Raw genomic sequence first — 17733 nt, forward strand, 5'->3', positions numbered from 1 at the left:
CCTAACAGCGCATGCTGCTTTGGTGAATCGTATCTGTTTTTCCTGACGGATTTAGAAAATAAAGGAAAAGCGGCTTGACTTATTTGGATTTGCAGGTATCATATAAGAAGAAACGCGAGGAAAAGTGTGCAATACGTAACATGACGTATTGGATGCTTTTTTGTATTCGGAATAGAAAGGATACCCTGCATGTTTGTAAAGATTGGAAAAGCAGGAGTAAAGGGATGAAGCTGTGAGATTAACGGTAGATGATATTAAGCGACAGACAAAAAGTGAAACAAAGCTGATCAAGGCCAGAAAGGTTCAACAGGAAAACCTGATTAAAAAAATATATATAGCAAAAACGCAGAGTGAGTACCACGTAGAGGCACGGATGGAAACATTGAGTGGCAAGTTTTATGCGACACTGCAGTTTACATTAAATGCGGAGAGTGATGTGGATTATTATTTCTGCAGCTGCAAGCGAACAAAAATATGCGAGCATCTGCTTGCCGTACTGTATCAGATTCATGATCTGCAGCCGGAGAAGTTTCCATATTCCTATGAACGGAAAGAGGAAGAAATCGCCGTACAGCCGGCTGCACAACTTCCGTTGCTTCAGCAGAGTCCATCACCTGTTAAGAAAGAGAAGCAGAGGATTTCTGCAGAAAAGGAAGCAGTACCTGTAAAAAAGGGCAGATTGCAGATGGAAATTTTGAAGGAGCATCAGAACATCGAGGCGATGGTGAAGGAGAATACCCGCCGCAGAGAGCTGATGAAGCAGTTTGCGACCTCCAGTCATATTCTGCAGGAGAGCAAGGTCTATTATCAGGAGCTGCAAAACCGTGAGCATGTGGAAAAGGTGCATCTGTTTGTGGAAGCTGAGGTCACTGACCAGCAGCATATGTATATCGCACTGAAAATCGGAGACCGGAAATGGTATACCATCAGCAGCCTTGCGAATTTCTTTGAGCGTCTTGCCCAGCAGACCTATGCACAATATGGTATGTCTCTGGCGTTCACCCATTCGATAAACCGCTTTGATGAAGACAGCCAGGATCTGATCCGCTTTCTGAAAAACTGCTTTTATGAGGGAAAGACGCTGGTATCCAATCCGAGTGTTATGGAGATTCCTCCGCTGTATATGGATGAGTTTTATGAGCTGCTGGGGCGCCTTCCACAGCGCTATCGCAACATTCAGATGAAGGATAAACGACAGTTGCTGGACATCCGCGTAAAGAGTGAGGAGGATTTTGTTCTGCTTACCTTCCGCAACTGGTCGCTGCTGAAAAGCGGTATTCGGGGACGGCATCACTTGTACCGCATGCAGGATGATACGCTGTACCGCTATCGCTTTGATGAACAGGGGAAGTGTCTGGAGCTGATTGATTCCCTGAGTGAGCAGCAGCTGTATGTGCGCAATGAGCAGTTTGCGGATTTCTATAAATATGTTCTAAGTGAAATCCGTGATTATGCGAATATGTATGGAATCGCGAAGTATGCCTATACGCTGGAGCCGATCGGACTGGAGCTGTATGGGGATATTGATGAGCTGGGAAGGGTGTATTTTCAGCTGGATGTTCTGTATGAGGATGAACGGATACCGGGCTTTCAGGATGAGCAGGAATATCTGCCGCTGCGCCAGGAGATCGTTGAAAATTTCATAAGGCAGTATGCGGATATCATACAGCCGAAGGAGCATTGCGCGCTGTTTCATGATGTGAGTGAAACCCTGCTGGAGTTCATGCGGGACGGCCTTCCGTTTCTGTCGGGATATTGTGAGATTTTTGTCAGTGATGTATTGAAGAATATGAATAAGAAGCATGTGGTTAATCTGCAGGCAGGGCTTCGCCTTGCGGGTAACATTCTGGAAATCGATTTACACAGCCGCGATATTCATAAGGAGGAGCTGCTGGATGTGCTGCGCGCCTACCGCAGGAAAAAGCATTTTTATCGGTTGAAAAACGGGAAGCTGCTGAATCTGAAGAGTGATCAGCTGGAGGAACTGGATACAATGATGCAGGAGTTTCATATCGAGGATGAACAGCTGCAGCAGAATTGCATACAGCTGCCGGGATATCGTCTGTTCATGCTGGATGCATTCACAAAGGGAAGTGACTCCATTGCCTTCCATAAAGAGGATGTCTTACAGAATATACTGAACTCCTTTCAGCAAATCAGTACACAGGATATTGAAATACCACAGCGCTATAATGAGCTTTTACGTGATTATCAGAAGGATGGCTTTCGCTGGCTGAAGCTGATGCACCGGTATGGCTTCGGAGGTATTCTGGCGGATGATATGGGTCTTGGAAAAACGTTGCAGGTCATTGCCTTTCTGGAAAGCGAAAAGCAGGCAGGCCGCACCAGCATTGTCGTTGTGCCGAGCAGTGTGCTGTATAACTGGGAGGATGAGGTGCGTAAATTTGCAAGTGATTTAAGGGTTTGCTGTATCACAGGCTCTCAGGCGAAGCGGGAGGAGCTGATCCGCAGCAGTATGGATATGGATTTGCTGATTACCTCCTATGATTATCTGAAGAGGGATATCGGCTATTATGAAAGCCGGACATTCTTCTATAAAATTCTGGATGAGGCACAGTATATCAAAAACCAGCGGACGATGAATGCGACGAGCACGAAGCGTCTGAAGAGCCATCATGCACTGGCTCTGACAGGTACACCGATTGAAAATTCACTGGCTGAGCTGTGGAGTATTTTTGACTTTCTGATGCCGGGCTACCTGTTTGATTACCGCTATTTCTCCCATCATTTCGAGAAGGATATCGTTCTTGGAAAGCATAAGGAGAAGCAGGAGCAGCTGAAGAAAATGGTACAGCCGTTCATTCTGCGAAGAGTGAAGAAGGAGGTGCTGAGTGAGCTGCCTGAAAAGACGGAGACAACGCTCAGTATCGCCTTTGATGAGGCAGAGGAAACAATGTATATGGCGAATCTTGCACAGGTCAACAAGGAGCTGCAGCAGGAGCTTGATCTGGTGAAGACCAATCGGTTCCAGGTTTTGGGAATGCTGATGCGCTTACGGCAGATTTGCTGTGACCCGCGTCTTGTGTATGAGGAGGTATCGCAGCCTTCCAGTAAGCTGAAGGCCTGCATGGAGCTGGTGAGCTCTCTTGTGGAGAATGATAAGTCCGTGCTGCTGTTTTCCAATTTTACCTCCATGCTGGATTTGATTCAGGTTGAGCTCCAGCATCTGCATATACCGTATTTCCGAATGGATGGAAGTACCGGTAAGGAGGAGCGACGGGAGCTTGTACAGAAGTTTCAGGATAAGGAAAAGAAGGTGTTCCTTATTTCACTGAAGTCCGGGGGTACCGGTATCAATCTGACAGCTGCGGAGGCAGTGATTCATTATGATCCCTGGTGGAATGTTTCAGCGGAGAATCAGGCAAGTGATCGGGCATATCGCATCGGTCAGAATTCCCGCGTGCAGGTGTATAAGCTGATTATGCGCAATACCGTGGAGGAGCGTATTCAGCATTTACAGCAGATGAAAAAGGAGCTTGCGGATATTTTCGTGGAAGAGAATGAGACGAATATCATGAGGATGGATAAGGATCAGATTCTGGAGCTGTTGAAGGTGAATGGCTGAACGGGGAAAGCCAGTGTATAACCAAAGATGAAGGGAAGTCTATACTCTCGAGATTTACGGAATGCTTTAATACAATGCCAATTATAAATGCCAATTATATAGAAAAAGGGAATTCATGTACGCAAAGTATCTCTGAATTCTCTTTTTTGCTGTTCGGATTTGAATTAGACAAGAGGCGGGATGCAGTATATGTGCAATCAGCTCTGGTTTATGAAATTTCTTGGGTTTTTATGGTACAGGATTTCCTTTTGCTTGTTGGAGCTGATGTGGGTGTAGATCTGCGTGGTAGTGAAGCAATTTTTGATAACAGTAAGCGTATAATCTCATTTTTATGCACTGTAAATTGAAATTTTGAGTTATATAATATATTTGTAAGTAAACTGCCAGTATCCATAATTTGTGTTTCTGCAAAAGCAATATCTATTATCGGTAAATCATAAAGATTTGCTATCAATAATTTTATCCAATTACATAACGAAGCATCTAAATCAGGTGTTATTAAAAAGGTATGTGGATACATAGACTTCATTTTATGATAATATTCCTTCAATAATCTACTTTTCCCTACACCACTTCTGCCATGAATGACCAAGATGTTATTTTGTGAACTGTTTAAGACATTCGTGATTTTCTCGCATTCATTTATATAACCGATGAGTGGTGTCTCTAATAGCCAATCACATGTTATAGAAAATGCAGATAGAATTTTCATTTTATTAAGATATACTTCAGGCATTTTAATCAAATTATCATAATGATTGATCTGCATATGAAAATAATAACACTTGATCTCTCCACCTTTAAGTACACTATCGATCTTTGAAGGAGTAAGCATCGCCATGTTTTTTTCATATTTTTTTATCTCAAGCGAGCAATCAACACTTTTTAATGATGAGTTACATACAGTAACTGTTATTTTTATAATGTCATTTATCCTTAATCGTTCCTTTTTTTAACTCTCTCCAGCTTTGCTCTTTCATAATCCTACTATTTAAAAAAGAAAGCTGATTTTGTAAGGCTAAATCTGTATATGTACATTTTTTGAAGGAAGGAAAATATATTTCGATATTTAAAACATCTTGATACTTTAGAATTAACTCTTCTAAGACTTCATTCTCATATACTATAATTGTTGCTTCCTGACTTTCAGCAAATTGTGCTATTTTCCTTTTTGCATTTGTGTTAATCTCACTATAAGAGAAAATTAAAATATCTTTGATATTGCTTACAGTACTCATAACTAAAGTAGGTGCCAGCACTTTTAAATCTAATTTCTTTTTGTAACATTTACATTCTGCCCATTTTTCATTAGAATGAAGACCTTTTGATACAAAATCTTTATTACCATCCCAGGATTTTTTTGTTTGTTCCCATATGACGTTGGGATACATACATGCAAGAAGCTCTTTAACGAGATCTTCAAATAAATTTCCATTAAAACTTCCATTTTCTTTAAATGCATTCCAATCAGTTAAATATTTCATCTCTCACCTTATAAAGATAAACCTATATTATCCTTCATGGATAGGGAAGGGGTGAATGGGCTTTGTTAAAGACCATGTATCTATAACTTATTTTTACAAAAGTAAGAAAAAATTTATAAAATAAGTTTGAGGTGTTAAACATTGAGAAAGAAAAGAAAGTGCAGAGCTATATGTGTATCTGATAAATTAAGGCAAGAAAACAATTATTTTAAATATTTTTCTGATTCGAACGAAATTGAAAGGTTTGCAGGCGAAGTACGCCATCAATTTGAATTGTTGGATTATCAGATACCAATTGCGCATATTCTTGATAAAGTTGGGTTTAAGATATATAAAGAAAACCTATCTGCGAATATTTCTGGATTTATTGGTGTAAGTGATTCCTAAATAGAGGCACGAGGGTGTAAAAGAATCATGTTAATTAATGCATATGAAAATCGTGGACACCAGCGTTTTACAATGGCTCATGAATTTGGACATTACATATTTGAGTATGATGGGAAGTCAGATTTTACGGATGAATATAGTTTGGATAAGGAAAGGCTTACTAGTGAAACGGAAATAAGAGTAAATAGATTTGCTACGGCTTTGTTAATGCCAAAAGATATTTTTACTGACAAATATAGACTTTTTCACTTTTAGGATATAAAAAAAGAAGCGATTGTTAATGAACTATCGGATATTTTTGATGTTTCTGAAACTTTTATTTTAAAAAGAATCAGAGAATTGGGGTTAGAGGAAGAATCAAATGAAAAGACGATTTGGAATTTACTAAAAAACTTCAGATTTGCGGAATAATGAAGTTGATCCCTACGAATTTAATAGAAGAAAAGAATATCAAAGAAAGAAATGAAGAATATACGATATTTGTAGAATATAGGGATTATTTTACAAAATCATTTTCATTCAAAACTAGGAGTAAGAAAATTTCTGTAATCATTTTTTTAGGTATTCTGATAGTTGTGGCACTTGCACATTGTATCTCAATTGCAGTCGTGGTAAATAGAGGATTTGATGTGACTACTTTAGTAGTTTTTATCAGTGCTTCAGTATCCTTGATTACTGTATTATTGGTTATTCCAACAAAAATAATAGAGTTTATCTTTAATCGTGATGAAGAAAAATATTCTGTTGAAATAATACACAATATTCAAGACTATGACAAAAAAGTAAGGGATGATTTCAAAGCGTTAGTTTCATAGATAAATAGACATATCAATAGAGAAGCTTGTGAATTAGGGAGGTTGCTGAAAAAGTCTTAAGAAGATTGATGTAAAAATCAGTTCTCTTTTTATATATGTAAATACGCGAACATAGGCATTAGAATGGTATAATATAGGTGCAAAAAAAGGTGAGTATGATGTTAGGAAAAGTAGAACAAGAGAGTATGACTTTAAGCCCATATAGCGAATTGTTTGATATATTGATTGAAAAAGATGATTTCTGGAGAGTACTGAATGAGATGGTTGATTTTGGATTTATATATGATGTAGTAGTGAAGGAAAAATATAGTAATTCCATGGGAAGACCTGTAGAAAATCCAATCGTCATGGTTAAATATATTTTACTAAAATCTAAATTTAAGTTGTCTGATCGGGATTTGATCGCACATACAAGAACGGATATGCTTTTACAAATATTTTTTAGGATATAATCCAGAAGAAGTTAATTTTATAAATCCCAGTTTATTATCTAAATTTCGCCATATGCGACTAAAGGATGCAAATCTATTAGAAGTATTGATTTCAACAACCATAGATATTGCTCTGAAGGCTGGAGTTATGGAAGCCAAGGTAAATCTGATACTGGATTCTACACATACCAATGCAAGTATCAACATATCTCACCTAGAGAAGAATTGATAAAAAGAGCAAGAGAACTGCATAAAGCAGTATATGCGGTCGCTCCGGATGAGAAAGAAAAAATGCCGAAGAAGCGTGAATCTAGTGGCTTATTGGAAGACGAAATAGAATACTGCAATGAACTGAGCGAAGTAATTGATGCGGATTCAAGGATGGAAGTAATTGAAACGTTAAGGGAACAAAATAATTATCTGAAAGAAGGAGTAGCAGATACACAGATAGAGATAGAGTATTAAGGGATCAAGACGCAAAGGTTGGTCATAAGATAACAGATACAACCTTCTTTGGCTATAAGACACATATCGCAATGACACAAGATCTAATCATATACGATAATTTAAATATTTCTTTTTTGTATGTTCGAAGATAATGGTGGATCTTTTAAGAATTAAGACTTATGTGAGCAACGAGTGAAATTTGGTGCATGATGTTGAGTTATGCAGCATTAATAGATAATTCTCTAAAGGCTTTGTAATACACTTGCATGGTACTTCTATCTGTAATGGATAAAGCTGTCTGAAAATGAAATAATCCTCTATAAGGAGATATTCGTTATATTTGTGGAAAAGCTAACGGTCATCATGATATTAGAAAAAGTTGAAAGCTATTCTTTAGGATGTAAATCATTTTTTCTTATATGGTAGATATGAGATACTTGAAAATCCATAAATTCTGGTATAAATAACATTTCATTATTGATATATAAGTTAAATATAAGGTATATTTACTCTTGTTTTTTAAAATTAGATTTTATTAAATTTAGTTGTATGGTAGAATAGGATAGGTGTGAAGGAGTGGCTGTAATGATTGAGAAAATATTTAACAACAGTCTATATAAGAATCATAGAGAGATGATGCTGTGTTTTTTTGATTTATGCATCGTATTTGTATCGTTTCTATTGGCTTATTGGATTAAAATAGAATTTAGAATACCAAATTTTGAAAAAATCTATATAAGGGACTTTGCGCTGGCAATGCTTTCAGTTTTATTAATATACATGAGTTGCTTTATGTTGTTTAAAATTCACAAAAGCTTATGGAAGTATGTCGGGCCTATTGAAACTTTGAGAATTGGTTTGGCTGTTGTTTTATCTACTGTCGTATTGTTTGCTTTGGCGATCATATTTGAATTAGATAGAACTTTTCTTAGTGTTATAGTTACTGGGGGACTCTTAACAGCTTTGTTGATGTTTAATGTACGAGTTTGTTATAGATTATATAGAAGAATGACATATAAGGTTACGAATAAAACTGAGAAAGCTATCATTATTGGAGCTGGTGATGCCGGTTATGTTCTAGTAAAGGAATTGGCGCAAAATGATAATTTCAATGTCAGTGTCATAGGCTTTGTTGATGATAAGAAAATCAATAATGAAATATCAGGATATAGGGTTTTGGGAGATACATATGATATTCCAGAGATTGTGCAGAAGTATGATGTGAAAATTGCATTTATTGCTATGCCGAGTGCTGATAAGGATACAGTGAGAAGAATTTATGACCTGTGTCAGTCTGCAAAGCTGGAAACGAAAATTATGAAAGAAGGAGACAATTTACTTGTCAATGAGTTAAATTCACCTAAAAAGTATCCGGTTCAGGATATAAGCATTGAGGATTTACTTGGTCGGGGTGAAATAAAGCTAGAACAAAACGAAATCAAAAGTTACTTAACAGATAAGGTTGTTGTAGTAACGGGAGCCGGTGGATCCATAGGATCTGAGCTATGCCGACAAATTGTGAAGTTTAAACCGAAGCAGCTAATGATGGTTGATATTAATGAGAATTCTTTATATATGCTTGAACAGGAATTTAATAGAAATCGCACACATGGAATATTGAATAAAACAATTGAAATTATTTCATTAATTGCATCAATAAGAGAGTTTAAAGCAATCAATGGTATATTTAAGGAATATAATCCGGATGTTGTCTTTCATGCAGCTGCACACAAACATGTTCCGTTAATGGAAACGCGTCCTATGGAAGCTATCAAGAACAATGTATTCGGAACAAATAATGTGATTAATGCATGTATTAAGAATAACGTATCTAGATTCATTATGATTAGTACGGATAAGGCAGTTAATCCAACCAATGTCATGGGAGCAACAAAACGAATGACAGAAATGATTTTGCAAGCAAATGGTGATAATGGCGTGACTAAGATGGCTGCCGTTCGGTTCGGAAATGTTTTGGGATCGAATGGTTCCGTAATCCCAATTTTTAAGCAGCAGATTACGGAAGGCGGTCCTGTCACGATAACAGATAAAAATATCATACGTTACTTTATGACAATTCCTGAAGCAGCGCAGCTTGTATTGCAGGCTGGTTTCTATGCAGATAAAGGCGAAATCTTTGTTCTTGATATGGGAGAACCAGTGAAAATTTTGGATTTAGCTGAAAAAATGATTCGATTGTCAGGTTTCAAACCTTATAAGGATATTGATATTATTGAAATTGGGTTACGTCCTGGAGAGAAGATGTTTGAGGAATTAAAGCTTGATGGAGAAACAACAACAAGAACAAAAAATAATTTGATATTTAAAAACAATGTCATGGCAATAACCAAAGAAGATATTACAGACAGGTTGGTCAAACTTGAAGAAATATTAAATGATGTCGAGCATCGTAATGATATTAAAAACAGGTTGCTGAGCTTAATCATAACAGATCAGGATCAAAGCGTTTTTATGAAATAATAGCAAAGGTATATCACGTTTTGTTGATATATCTTTTTTTTCAAAATCTGCCAATCATCATCAGATTATCGTGTGAATTCATAAAATAAGTTTGTCATTCAGAGCTGAAATGAATTAAGAATGGTTGCAATATAGTTATTTTTGTAGTATTATGTTTCTAGTTAAAATGCAAAGTGCTAAATTCATTTTAACAAAGGATAATAGACAGTTATTCAAAGTTGAAAATAATGCTTAGGGATGGATCGTTGCTATGTCACGTTCATCACGAATGTATGGTCATAGATGTTATAAAGTCAAACCTGAAAAGAAGTTTGATGGGTGAAGCCTACCCTATTGGAGGTAACAGCATGAAATGGTATGTTGGACAGGTCAGAAGCGGTCACGAAAGAAAGATCGTAGAGAAATGCCGGACTATGATTTCAAAGGATGTTTTACAGGATTGCTTTATACCAGAGTATATCCGAAAAAAGAAATATATGGGGAGCTGGCATGATGTAAAGGATATCCTGTTCAAAGGTTATATCTTCATGATAACGGATCAGATTGATCAATTAAATATAGAGCTTAAAAAAATACCTGATTTCGTGAAGGTCATCGGTAAGAAAAAAGCAGATATATTTCCTTTAAATGAAGAGGAAGTTGCTTTCATGAAATCATTTGGAAAAGAAAATCATGTTGTAGAGATGTCTACAGGCTTCATACAGGGAGAGCAAATATTTATAACAGAAGGACCATTGCAGGGGAAAGAAGGACAAATCATAAGAATAGATCGGCATAAGCGGGTCGCCTATCTTCAACTCAGCATGTTCAACAAAGAAACCACAACAAAAGTCGGATTAGAGATCATAAGCAAGTGCTGAAAAGGGACTTGCTTTTATTTTGGAGGGATAGATTTGGAGAAATTCAAGGATAAAATATGGCTGTCAAGCCCCACTATGCATGGAGAAGAATTAAAATATATTACAGAAGCCTATAAAACAAATTGGATGTCTACAGTGGGTAAAAACATTAATGAAATAGAAAGAATGATTTGCGAAAAAGTAGGATGCAAATATGCTGTTGCTTTAGCATCCGGGACATCCTCTTTACATATGGCAGTTAAACTAGCTGGAGTAAAACCTGGAGATAAAGTGTTTTGTACAGATATGACATTTGGTGCTACTGTCAATCCAGTAGTCTATGAAGGTGGGATACCAGTATTTATAGATACGGAATATGATACATGGAATATGGATCCGATTGCTTTAGAGAAAGCGTTTGAATTATATCCGGAGGTAAAAATTGTTGTCTTGGTCCACCTATATGGAACCCCAGGTAAAATCGATGAAATCAAAGCAGTTTGTAAAAAGCATAATGTCATTATCATAGAAGATGCAGCCGAGTCTTTAGGAGCAAGATATAAAGGTGTACAGACAGGAACATTTGGGAATTACAATGCAATATCATTTAATGGCAATAAGATCATAACTGGATCCTCAGGTGGGATGTTTCTGACTGACGATAAAGAAGCGACTGAGAAAGTTAGAAAATGGTCTACACAATCAAGAGAAAATGCACCTTGGTATCAGCATGAAGAATTGGGATACAATTACCGGATGTCAAACGTCATTGCAGGTGTGGTAAGAGGACAAATTCCACACTTAGAGGAGCATATCGCACAGAAAAAGGCTATTTATGAAAGATATAGAAAAGGGTTAAAAGACCTGCCAGTAAAAATGAATCCTTATGATGAAGAGAATAGTGAGCCAAACTTCTGGTTATCTTGTTTAATTATCGATAAGGAAGCAATGTGTAAACAGGTAAGAAGTGAACAAGAGGCACTATTTATTAGTGAAGCAGGCAAAACTTGTCCAACAGAGATATTAGAAGAATTGACAAAATACAATGCAGAAGGCAGACCAATTTGGAAACCGATGCACATGCAGCCAGTGTTTAGAATGAATCCTTTCATTACAAGAGAAGGAATCGGAAGAGCAAGAACGAATGCGTATCTCGAAGGCAGTACATTAGATGCAGGTATGGATATTTTTGATAGAGGATTATGTCTACCTTCTGATAATAAGATGACAATAGAAGAGCAAGGCCAAATCATAGAAATCATTAAGGGGTGCTTTAAATAATGTACAGATTATTTTTTAAGAGATTTCTTGATTTCACATTGTCCTTAATAGCAATAATCTTGTTGAGTCCAATTTACTTGATTGTAGCCATACTTGTAAGAGTGAAATTGGGAAGTCCTGTTATATTCAAACAGAAAAGACCAGGCAAGGATGAAAAGATATTCAAGATGTACAAGTTTCGAAGCATGACGAGTGAAACTGATGGGGAGGGAAATCTTCTGCCAGATGAAGTTAGGTTAACTTCATTTGGAAAGAAACTTCGTTCAACGTCACTTGATGAACTTCCAGAGCTCTTTAATATTTTAAAAGGAGATATGAGTATTATCGGTCCTAGACCTCTATTGGTCCATTACTTACCACTTTATAATGGATTTCAAAAACAAAGACATGATGTAAGACCAGGTTTAACTGGACTTGCGCAAGTGAGTGGACGCAATGCAATTTCTTGGGAAGAGAAATTTGAAAAAGATGTAGAATACACGAAAGAGTATTCTTTTTTATTGGATATGAAGATATTATTTATGACTGTGAAAACGGTTTTTAAGAAAGAAGGAATTAGTAGCGATACCTCTTCGACAATGGAGGAGTTTAAAGGATGATTAATAGGTGATGATATGAACAATATTATAATTGTAGGTGCTTCTGGATTTGGTAGAGAAGTAGCATGGCTTATTGAAAATTCAGATAACTGGAATGTTAAAGGTTTTGTAGATGATAATAAGGATTTGGAAAACAAAAGTGTGAATGATTATCCTGTTTTAGGAACAATAGATTTTTTGCTTAATGCAAATGAGAAAACCAATGTAGTAGTAGCTATTGGAAATCCTCAAATCAGAAAAAAAATAGTTGAAAGACTTCAATCCAATAAGAATATTTCATTTCCTAATATAGTTGATAAAGATGTCATTATAGATAGAACCATCACGTTAGGTTTTGGAAATATTATTTGTAAAGGGAATATTCTAACTACAAATATAGAAATAGGGAATTTTAATCATATTAATTTGAGTTGTACAATTGGGCACGATGTGCAGTTTCATGATTATATAACAGTTTATCCTGGAGTGAATATTTCAGGGAATGTAATAATGAATGATTGTGTGGAGGTTGGAACGGGAACCAAAATCATACAAGGGAAAAAAATAGTTGAAGAGACGGTGATAGGTGCTGGTTCTGTAGTTGTAAAAGACATAGTTGAAAATGGCACTTATATAGGAGTTCCAGCAAAACAAATGAAGTAAGATAGGAGAAAGTGTGAAACAATAAAATAAGAAAAGGGCAACTTAAAAAGAACACAAAGTGAACTATGTTTAGCTTAGAGATGACGGAATTATTAGCTTGCGACTAAAATAGGAGTAATTTTATATTCTCCTACAGATTGTAAAAGCTCTAAAGCATCTTGAATATCTTGCTTACGAGGCTTAGGTGGAATAGGGTTCATCAGTTCCTCATAATCGGATGGATGGAAATCCTTCAAGTCTTTGAACATATGATAAAGGCAGACTGCCATCATTCTGGCAATGGCTATGATCGCACGTTTATGACCCCTGCGCTTTTTGATTTTATCATATTTGATTTTGAAGTAAGGACATTTCTTATCTTTGAGTGCGGCAAGTGCACATTGGATAAGCATCGGCTTTAAGTATGTTCCTGCATGAGAGATACGGACAGATTTCTTTTTATCGGCACTCGCATTATTTGTCGGGGTAAGACCAATCCAAGAAGTAAAATGTTCTGCGTCGGAAAAAACGCTCATATCAACACCAGTTTCTGAAACTAGCGTTGTCGCAGAAAGGTGTCCAATACCAGGCAATTGTGTTGCAAGATCAATGTACACATGGTATTTAGAAGTTCTTTTATCTATTTCACTAGAAAGTGCAGACTTCATATCTTCAAGAAACTGCATGTGCCCGAGTGAAAGTAGTGATTTGTATGACTGATCATCATCAAGGTGAAAACCTCTGATGGAGTTGAGGATTTCCTCACTTTTCTTTTTCAAGGAACCGCGAAGAAGGGATCTGATATGGACTTCATCGACATCACTGGAAGTGAGAAGCTCAGAAAACACGGCAGAAGCACTGACACCAAAAGGATCAGAAACAACGGACGCCAAAGAAATATTAGAAACAGTTTGACAATTCTGAACACGATTTTTTTCTGAAGATATAAAGTTTGTGATTTTATACCGATAACGGGATAGATCACGAAGTTGACGAAACTCTTTATTGGGTATGTAAGAGGGTTGTACTTCGCCCATTTGAAATAATTCTGCGATGTGAATAGAATCTAAGAAATCAGTTTTTTTACCTTTCGGTGATTTAACATACTTTGGATGAGTGATAACGATATTAAAATCACGATCTTCAAGGTAGTTAAATACAGGAATCCAATACTTGCCAGTGGATTCCATACAGACACAGTGGCAGTCATAATGATCAAGCCAGTCAACGAGTTTCACAAGGTCATAATTGTGAGTAGAGAATTTGCGGTGATGGTAAACAGGTTCCACCTGCATACTTTCTGCGATGATGATTGTGCAAGCTAATTTCTTTTTGTGGACATCAATACCACAAGCAATGGGGTGCATCACGCTACGCATGAAAACCGCCTCCTTTGAAAGAAAAAGCATTGACTGCCATCTGTGCTCTCAAGTATATCGAGTCAAATAACAAGATTACTTCATTGGTAAGTGTACGTCCTCGAAGGGAACAAAAGTTTGTGCATGGACAGATGACTGCACAGATAAGAATACGAGTTAGACTAAAAAACAGAAAACATCACTCACCTCTACGTGCTCTGTAGTATACTTCTTCTCTAACTATATTATAACGCATTGTAATGGTGCTGGTGTTTCATAAAAATTTGTGCTCGCGCATTGCGAGAGAATGGAGGCAAGTATGAAAAGAGTATTAATGACTGCGACTGTTCCATCGATGATTGGACAGTTTAACATGGATAATATCAAATTACTACAAGAACTAGGATACACAGTAGATGTTGCCTGCAATTTTGATGATTATTCAGTTTGGAATAGAGAAAGAATAAAAAAATTCGAAAGTGAATTAAAGGAATTAAAGATTAAAAAAATTAATATTAGTTTTTCGAGAAGTCCTAAAAATATAAAAAACATAATAAATTCTTATAAACAAATAAAGCAGTTATTAAATGATAAGAATTATTCTCTAGTTCATACACATACACCTATCTCAAGCTTTATAACACGTTTAGCTTATAAAAAAAGTAATATATACGGAACTTGCAAAATGATTTACACAGCACATGGTTTTCACTTTTTTAAAGGGAATGCTTCAGTTAAAAATTTTATTTTTAGAAACATTGAAAAAATTGGCGCAAAATATACAAATGTACTGATTACAATTAACAAAGAAGACTATATTGCTGCAAAGAAATTTAAATTAAAGAAAAGCGGTACTGTTGAATATGTACCAGGTGTTGGAATTGATATAGATAAAATTAATTTAATTAAAGAAAATAAGATACAATTATGTGAAGAGTTGAATATTCCAAAGGATGCAATCTTAATACTTTCAGTTGGAGAGCTTAATGCTAATAAAAATCACAAGATTGTAATAGAAATATTACCAGAGTTACCCAATAATGTGCATTATCTAATGTGCGGTGATGGTCAGTTGAAAGAGCAACATGAGCGATTAGCCAAGAAATTACATGTATCAGACAGATTACATTTTCTTGGATATAGAAAAGATGTAATTAAGATAATGAAGTCATGCGATATTTTTGTATTTCCTTCAAAAAGGGAAGGACTGTCAGTAGCTTTAATGGAGGCAATGGCATGTGGATTACCTTGTGTCGTTTCCAAAATTAGAGGAAATGAAGATTTAATTGAGAATGAGAAAGGTGGATACTGTGTGGATTTAGAAAACGAAAGCTTTAATATTTATATAAATAAAATATTAGAGTTAGACCTTTCTAGATCAATGGCTGCTTTTAATTATAATAAAGTTTCAAATTATTCTATAAAGAAAGTGAATTTGAAAATGAGGGAAATTTATGAGAGAAATGAATAAAGAACCTTTGATTTCTGTAATTATGGGTGTGTATAATGATCAGAGATTTTTAAAAGAAGCAATAGAATCTATTCTTTGTCAAACCTATAAGAATTTTGAATTTATTATATGTAATGATTGTTCTGCGGATCAAAGCACTAAGATATTAGAGAAATATAAAAAAATTGATAATAGAATAACAATTATAAATAATAAAAAAAACATGGGGCTAGCAGCCTCACTTAATAGGTGCATAGATATATCTAAAGGTGATTATATTGCAAGAATGGATAGTGATGATAGGGCTTTATCAGATAGATTTTCTATTCAAGTAGAGTATTTAAATGAGCATCCAGAAACTAGTGTGATTGGTACTAATGTATACTATATAGATAACTCATCAAATAGGTATTCAAAGACTGAATTTCCTCATATGAAAAGTATTTCATTAAAAGAAGCGGTTAAGCAAACTTCCCTTATTCATCCTTCTGTGATGATGAGAAAAGAAGCGATACTTAATGTGAATAAATATACAGTAACTGAATTAACATGTCGTGCTGAAGATTATGATTTATGGTGTAAAATGAAAGAAGAAAGAATGGTATTGGAGATTATTGGTGATTATCTTTTAGAATATAGAGAAGATGAAAGTGGAATAAAAAAAAGAAAATATGTATATAGAATTCAAGAGGCGAAACTAAAATTTTATTGGATGAAGCGTACAGGAATGACAAAGTACTTATTTATTTATGCACTGAAACCATTAATTATTGGAATGATTCCAAAAAAGGTTTATAAAAAATTACATAAAAGGAGAGTTATAGATGTCTAATATTCTTTTTGGAGTTTGCATTATATTACCGGTTTTATGTATAGGTAGTGGATGCTATTTTATTAGGCAAGAACAAAAAAAATGTGATATTTTATCCATTGTATTGATTTCAGTTGGCTTAGCTTTAATTGCTTTCTATACATTGCCTAATACATCGGATGACTTACAGAGACATTTTGATGTCATGCGAAGTTATCAAAATCATTCTATTATGGTAATATTTCATTCAGGATATTCATTGGTATATTTGAATAACTTAATAATGTATATAATTGCACAAACGAATATATTAGGCTTATACCAAGCGATTTTTACATTTGTCGGATATTTCTATTTATTTAAGCTAATACTAATGATTTATGATGATTTAAAAATACGAAACAAAAATATATTGATAGGTATGTTGTTATTTATATTTTGCATGTCTTTTTATAAAACTTATATCTTAGCAATAAGAAATTATTTTTGTTTTATCACTGGTGCATATTATTGTTATGCATTAAGAACAGAGAGAATACGAGTTCATCACTTCTTGATTGTAGTTTTATTATTATCGCTTATTCATCCGGTATCATTGGTTCTTGTAATTCCTTTATTAGTAGATTGGATAAAAAATAGAAAAATTCAGTTCGCTTTATTAGTAGGTATTTTTTTTCATTATCCTATTTTAAAGTTTTTTTTAAGTTTATGTCCGAAAGACTCATTTGTGTATCTTAAGATACTACCATATTTAAATGGAACTATACAGCCATATAATGCGAATTATATGATTTTATTTATGCTTCTTGCTCTCTTTGCTTCTTTTATAATTATACTAATGTATAAACAGGAGTCTAATACAATTAAGTATTTAATTCTATATACAATATTAGCGTTATCAACGTTCTATCAATTTGATCTGATTAGAAGATTTATGTACTTGGTGCCTTTGTTTATGATAGAACCTTTATTTATTTTATTATCAGAAAAAAAGATTAATAATTATTTTGAATTTAAGAAATTTAAAATTAAACTAACACATATTTTATCTATAATTATGTTATTTTTGTCAATTGCTTCTATATTAGCGACATATGCAAATATCATAGCATATGGCTGGTATTGGATATTTTAGGGGAGGCT

The 17733-nt window shown here is 35.1% G+C and carries 17 protein-coding genes; 14 read left to right on the forward strand and 3 right to left on the reverse strand.

What is annotated here, in order from left to right; translation table 11 throughout:
* Positions 1–373: 373 nt before the first annotated feature.
* A complete protein-coding gene (locus ACLRVU_RS13610) occupies positions 374–3586 on the forward strand; it encodes a DEAD/DEAH box helicase (protein ID WP_412892256.1) in 3213 nt (1070 codons plus the stop codon).
* A gap of 208 nt (positions 3587–3794) precedes the next feature.
* On the opposite strand, the gene ACLRVU_RS13615 is transcribed toward ACLRVU_RS13610, so the two are convergent.
* Together ACLRVU_RS13615 and ACLRVU_RS13620 are read right to left on the reverse strand one after the other, a co-directional pair.
* Entirely contained in the window at positions 3795–4427 is a 633-nt protein-coding gene (locus tag ACLRVU_RS13615; protein WP_240140384.1) for an ATP-binding protein, read from the reverse strand.
* An 85-nt stretch (positions 4428–4512) separates the two neighbouring features.
* Positions 4513–5070 (reverse strand): restriction endonuclease, encoded by a 558-nt coding sequence (locus tag ACLRVU_RS13620; RefSeq protein ID WP_240140385.1) that lies wholly within the window; start codon positions 5068–5070, stop codon positions 4513–4515.
* Positions 5071–5211: 141 nt separating this feature from the next.
* Between ACLRVU_RS13620 and ACLRVU_RS13625 the strand changes: the two genes are divergently transcribed.
* From ACLRVU_RS13625 to ACLRVU_RS13670, 10 genes are all read left to right on the forward strand, one after another.
* Positions 5212–5457 (forward strand): hypothetical protein, encoded by a 246-nt coding sequence (locus tag ACLRVU_RS13625; protein WP_207636107.1) that lies wholly within the window; start codon positions 5212–5214, stop codon positions 5455–5457.
* Between the two features lie 27 nt (positions 5458–5484).
* On the forward strand, positions 5485–5712 hold the full coding sequence (locus ACLRVU_RS13630; protein ID WP_207636106.1) for an ImmA/IrrE family metallo-endopeptidase: 228 nt from the start codon (positions 5485–5487) through the stop codon (positions 5710–5712).
* A gap of 119 nt (positions 5713–5831) precedes the next feature.
* Positions 5832–6272 carry a hypothetical protein gene (locus ACLRVU_RS13635; protein WP_224727395.1) on the forward strand — a complete coding sequence of 147 codons (441 nt, stop codon included), beginning with the start codon at positions 5832–5834 and terminating at the stop codon, positions 6270–6272.
* A gap of 158 nt (positions 6273–6430) precedes the next feature.
* Complete coding sequence (locus ACLRVU_RS13640; RefSeq protein ID WP_157755246.1) at positions 6431–6724, forward strand: transposase; 294 nt, start codon at positions 6431–6433, stop codon at positions 6722–6724.
* A 204-nt stretch (positions 6725–6928) separates the two neighbouring features.
* Positions 6929–7168, forward strand: a complete 240-nt coding sequence (locus tag ACLRVU_RS13645; protein ID WP_009269877.1) for a hypothetical protein — start codon at positions 6929–6931, stop codon at positions 7166–7168.
* 567 nt (positions 7169–7735) lie between these two features.
* Positions 7736–9631: a polysaccharide biosynthesis protein gene (locus ACLRVU_RS13650; protein ID WP_022300559.1), complete on the forward strand. Its 1896-nt coding sequence runs from the start codon at positions 7736–7738 to the stop codon at positions 9629–9631.
* Positions 9632–9978: 347 nt separating this feature from the next.
* Complete coding sequence (gene loaP, locus ACLRVU_RS13655; RefSeq protein WP_022300558.1) at positions 9979–10491, forward strand: antiterminator LoaP; 513 nt, start codon at positions 9979–9981, stop codon at positions 10489–10491.
* A gap of 33 nt (positions 10492–10524) precedes the next feature.
* On the forward strand, positions 10525–11751 hold the full coding sequence (locus ACLRVU_RS13660; RefSeq protein ID WP_009269875.1) for a DegT/DnrJ/EryC1/StrS family aminotransferase: 1227 nt from the start codon (positions 10525–10527) through the stop codon (positions 11749–11751).
* On the forward strand, positions 11751–12350 hold the full coding sequence (locus tag ACLRVU_RS13665; protein ID WP_002606174.1) for a sugar transferase: 600 nt from the start codon (positions 11751–11753) through the stop codon (positions 12348–12350). Before ACLRVU_RS13660 ends, ACLRVU_RS13665 begins: the two co-directional genes overlap by 1 nt.
* A 15-nt stretch (positions 12351–12365) precedes the next feature.
* Positions 12366–12992 carry an acetyltransferase gene (locus tag ACLRVU_RS13670; RefSeq protein ID WP_009269874.1) on the forward strand — a complete coding sequence of 209 codons (627 nt, stop codon included), beginning with the start codon at positions 12366–12368 and terminating at the stop codon, positions 12990–12992.
* Positions 12993–13084: 92 nt separating this feature from the next.
* Here ACLRVU_RS13670 and ACLRVU_RS13675 read toward each other — a convergent pair whose 3' ends face one another.
* Positions 13085–14350: an IS110 family transposase gene (locus ACLRVU_RS13675; RefSeq protein ID WP_008729157.1), complete on the reverse strand. Its 1266-nt coding sequence runs from the start codon at positions 14348–14350 to the stop codon at positions 13085–13087.
* Positions 14351–14648: 298 nt separating this feature from the next.
* Here ACLRVU_RS13675 and ACLRVU_RS13680 point away from each other — a divergent pair, with 298 nt between their 5' ends.
* Genes ACLRVU_RS13680 through ACLRVU_RS13690 form a run of 3 tightly spaced genes read left to right on the forward strand, consistent with a single transcriptional unit; the run spans position 14649 to position 17725 of the window.
* Complete coding sequence (locus ACLRVU_RS13680; protein WP_161129185.1) at positions 14649–15800, forward strand: glycosyltransferase family 4 protein; 1152 nt, start codon at positions 14649–14651, stop codon at positions 15798–15800.
* Positions 15784–16611: a glycosyltransferase family 2 protein gene (locus ACLRVU_RS13685; RefSeq protein WP_002606171.1), complete on the forward strand. Its 828-nt coding sequence runs from the start codon at positions 15784–15786 to the stop codon at positions 16609–16611. Before ACLRVU_RS13680 ends, ACLRVU_RS13685 begins: the two co-directional genes overlap by 17 nt.
* The gene (locus tag ACLRVU_RS13690) at positions 16604–17725 is read left to right on the forward strand and encodes a hypothetical protein (protein ID WP_021420552.1); all 1122 of its coding nucleotides are present in this window, start codon (positions 16604–16606) and stop codon (positions 17723–17725) included. The genes ACLRVU_RS13685 and ACLRVU_RS13690 overlap by 8 nt, the downstream gene beginning before the upstream one ends.
* Positions 17726–17733 lie beyond the last annotated feature (8 nt).

The organism is Beduini sp. (genome assembly GCF_047239305.1).
In the GTDB taxonomy this organism is placed as follows: domain Bacteria; phylum Bacillota_I; class Bacilli_A; order Erysipelotrichales; family Coprobacillaceae; genus Beduini.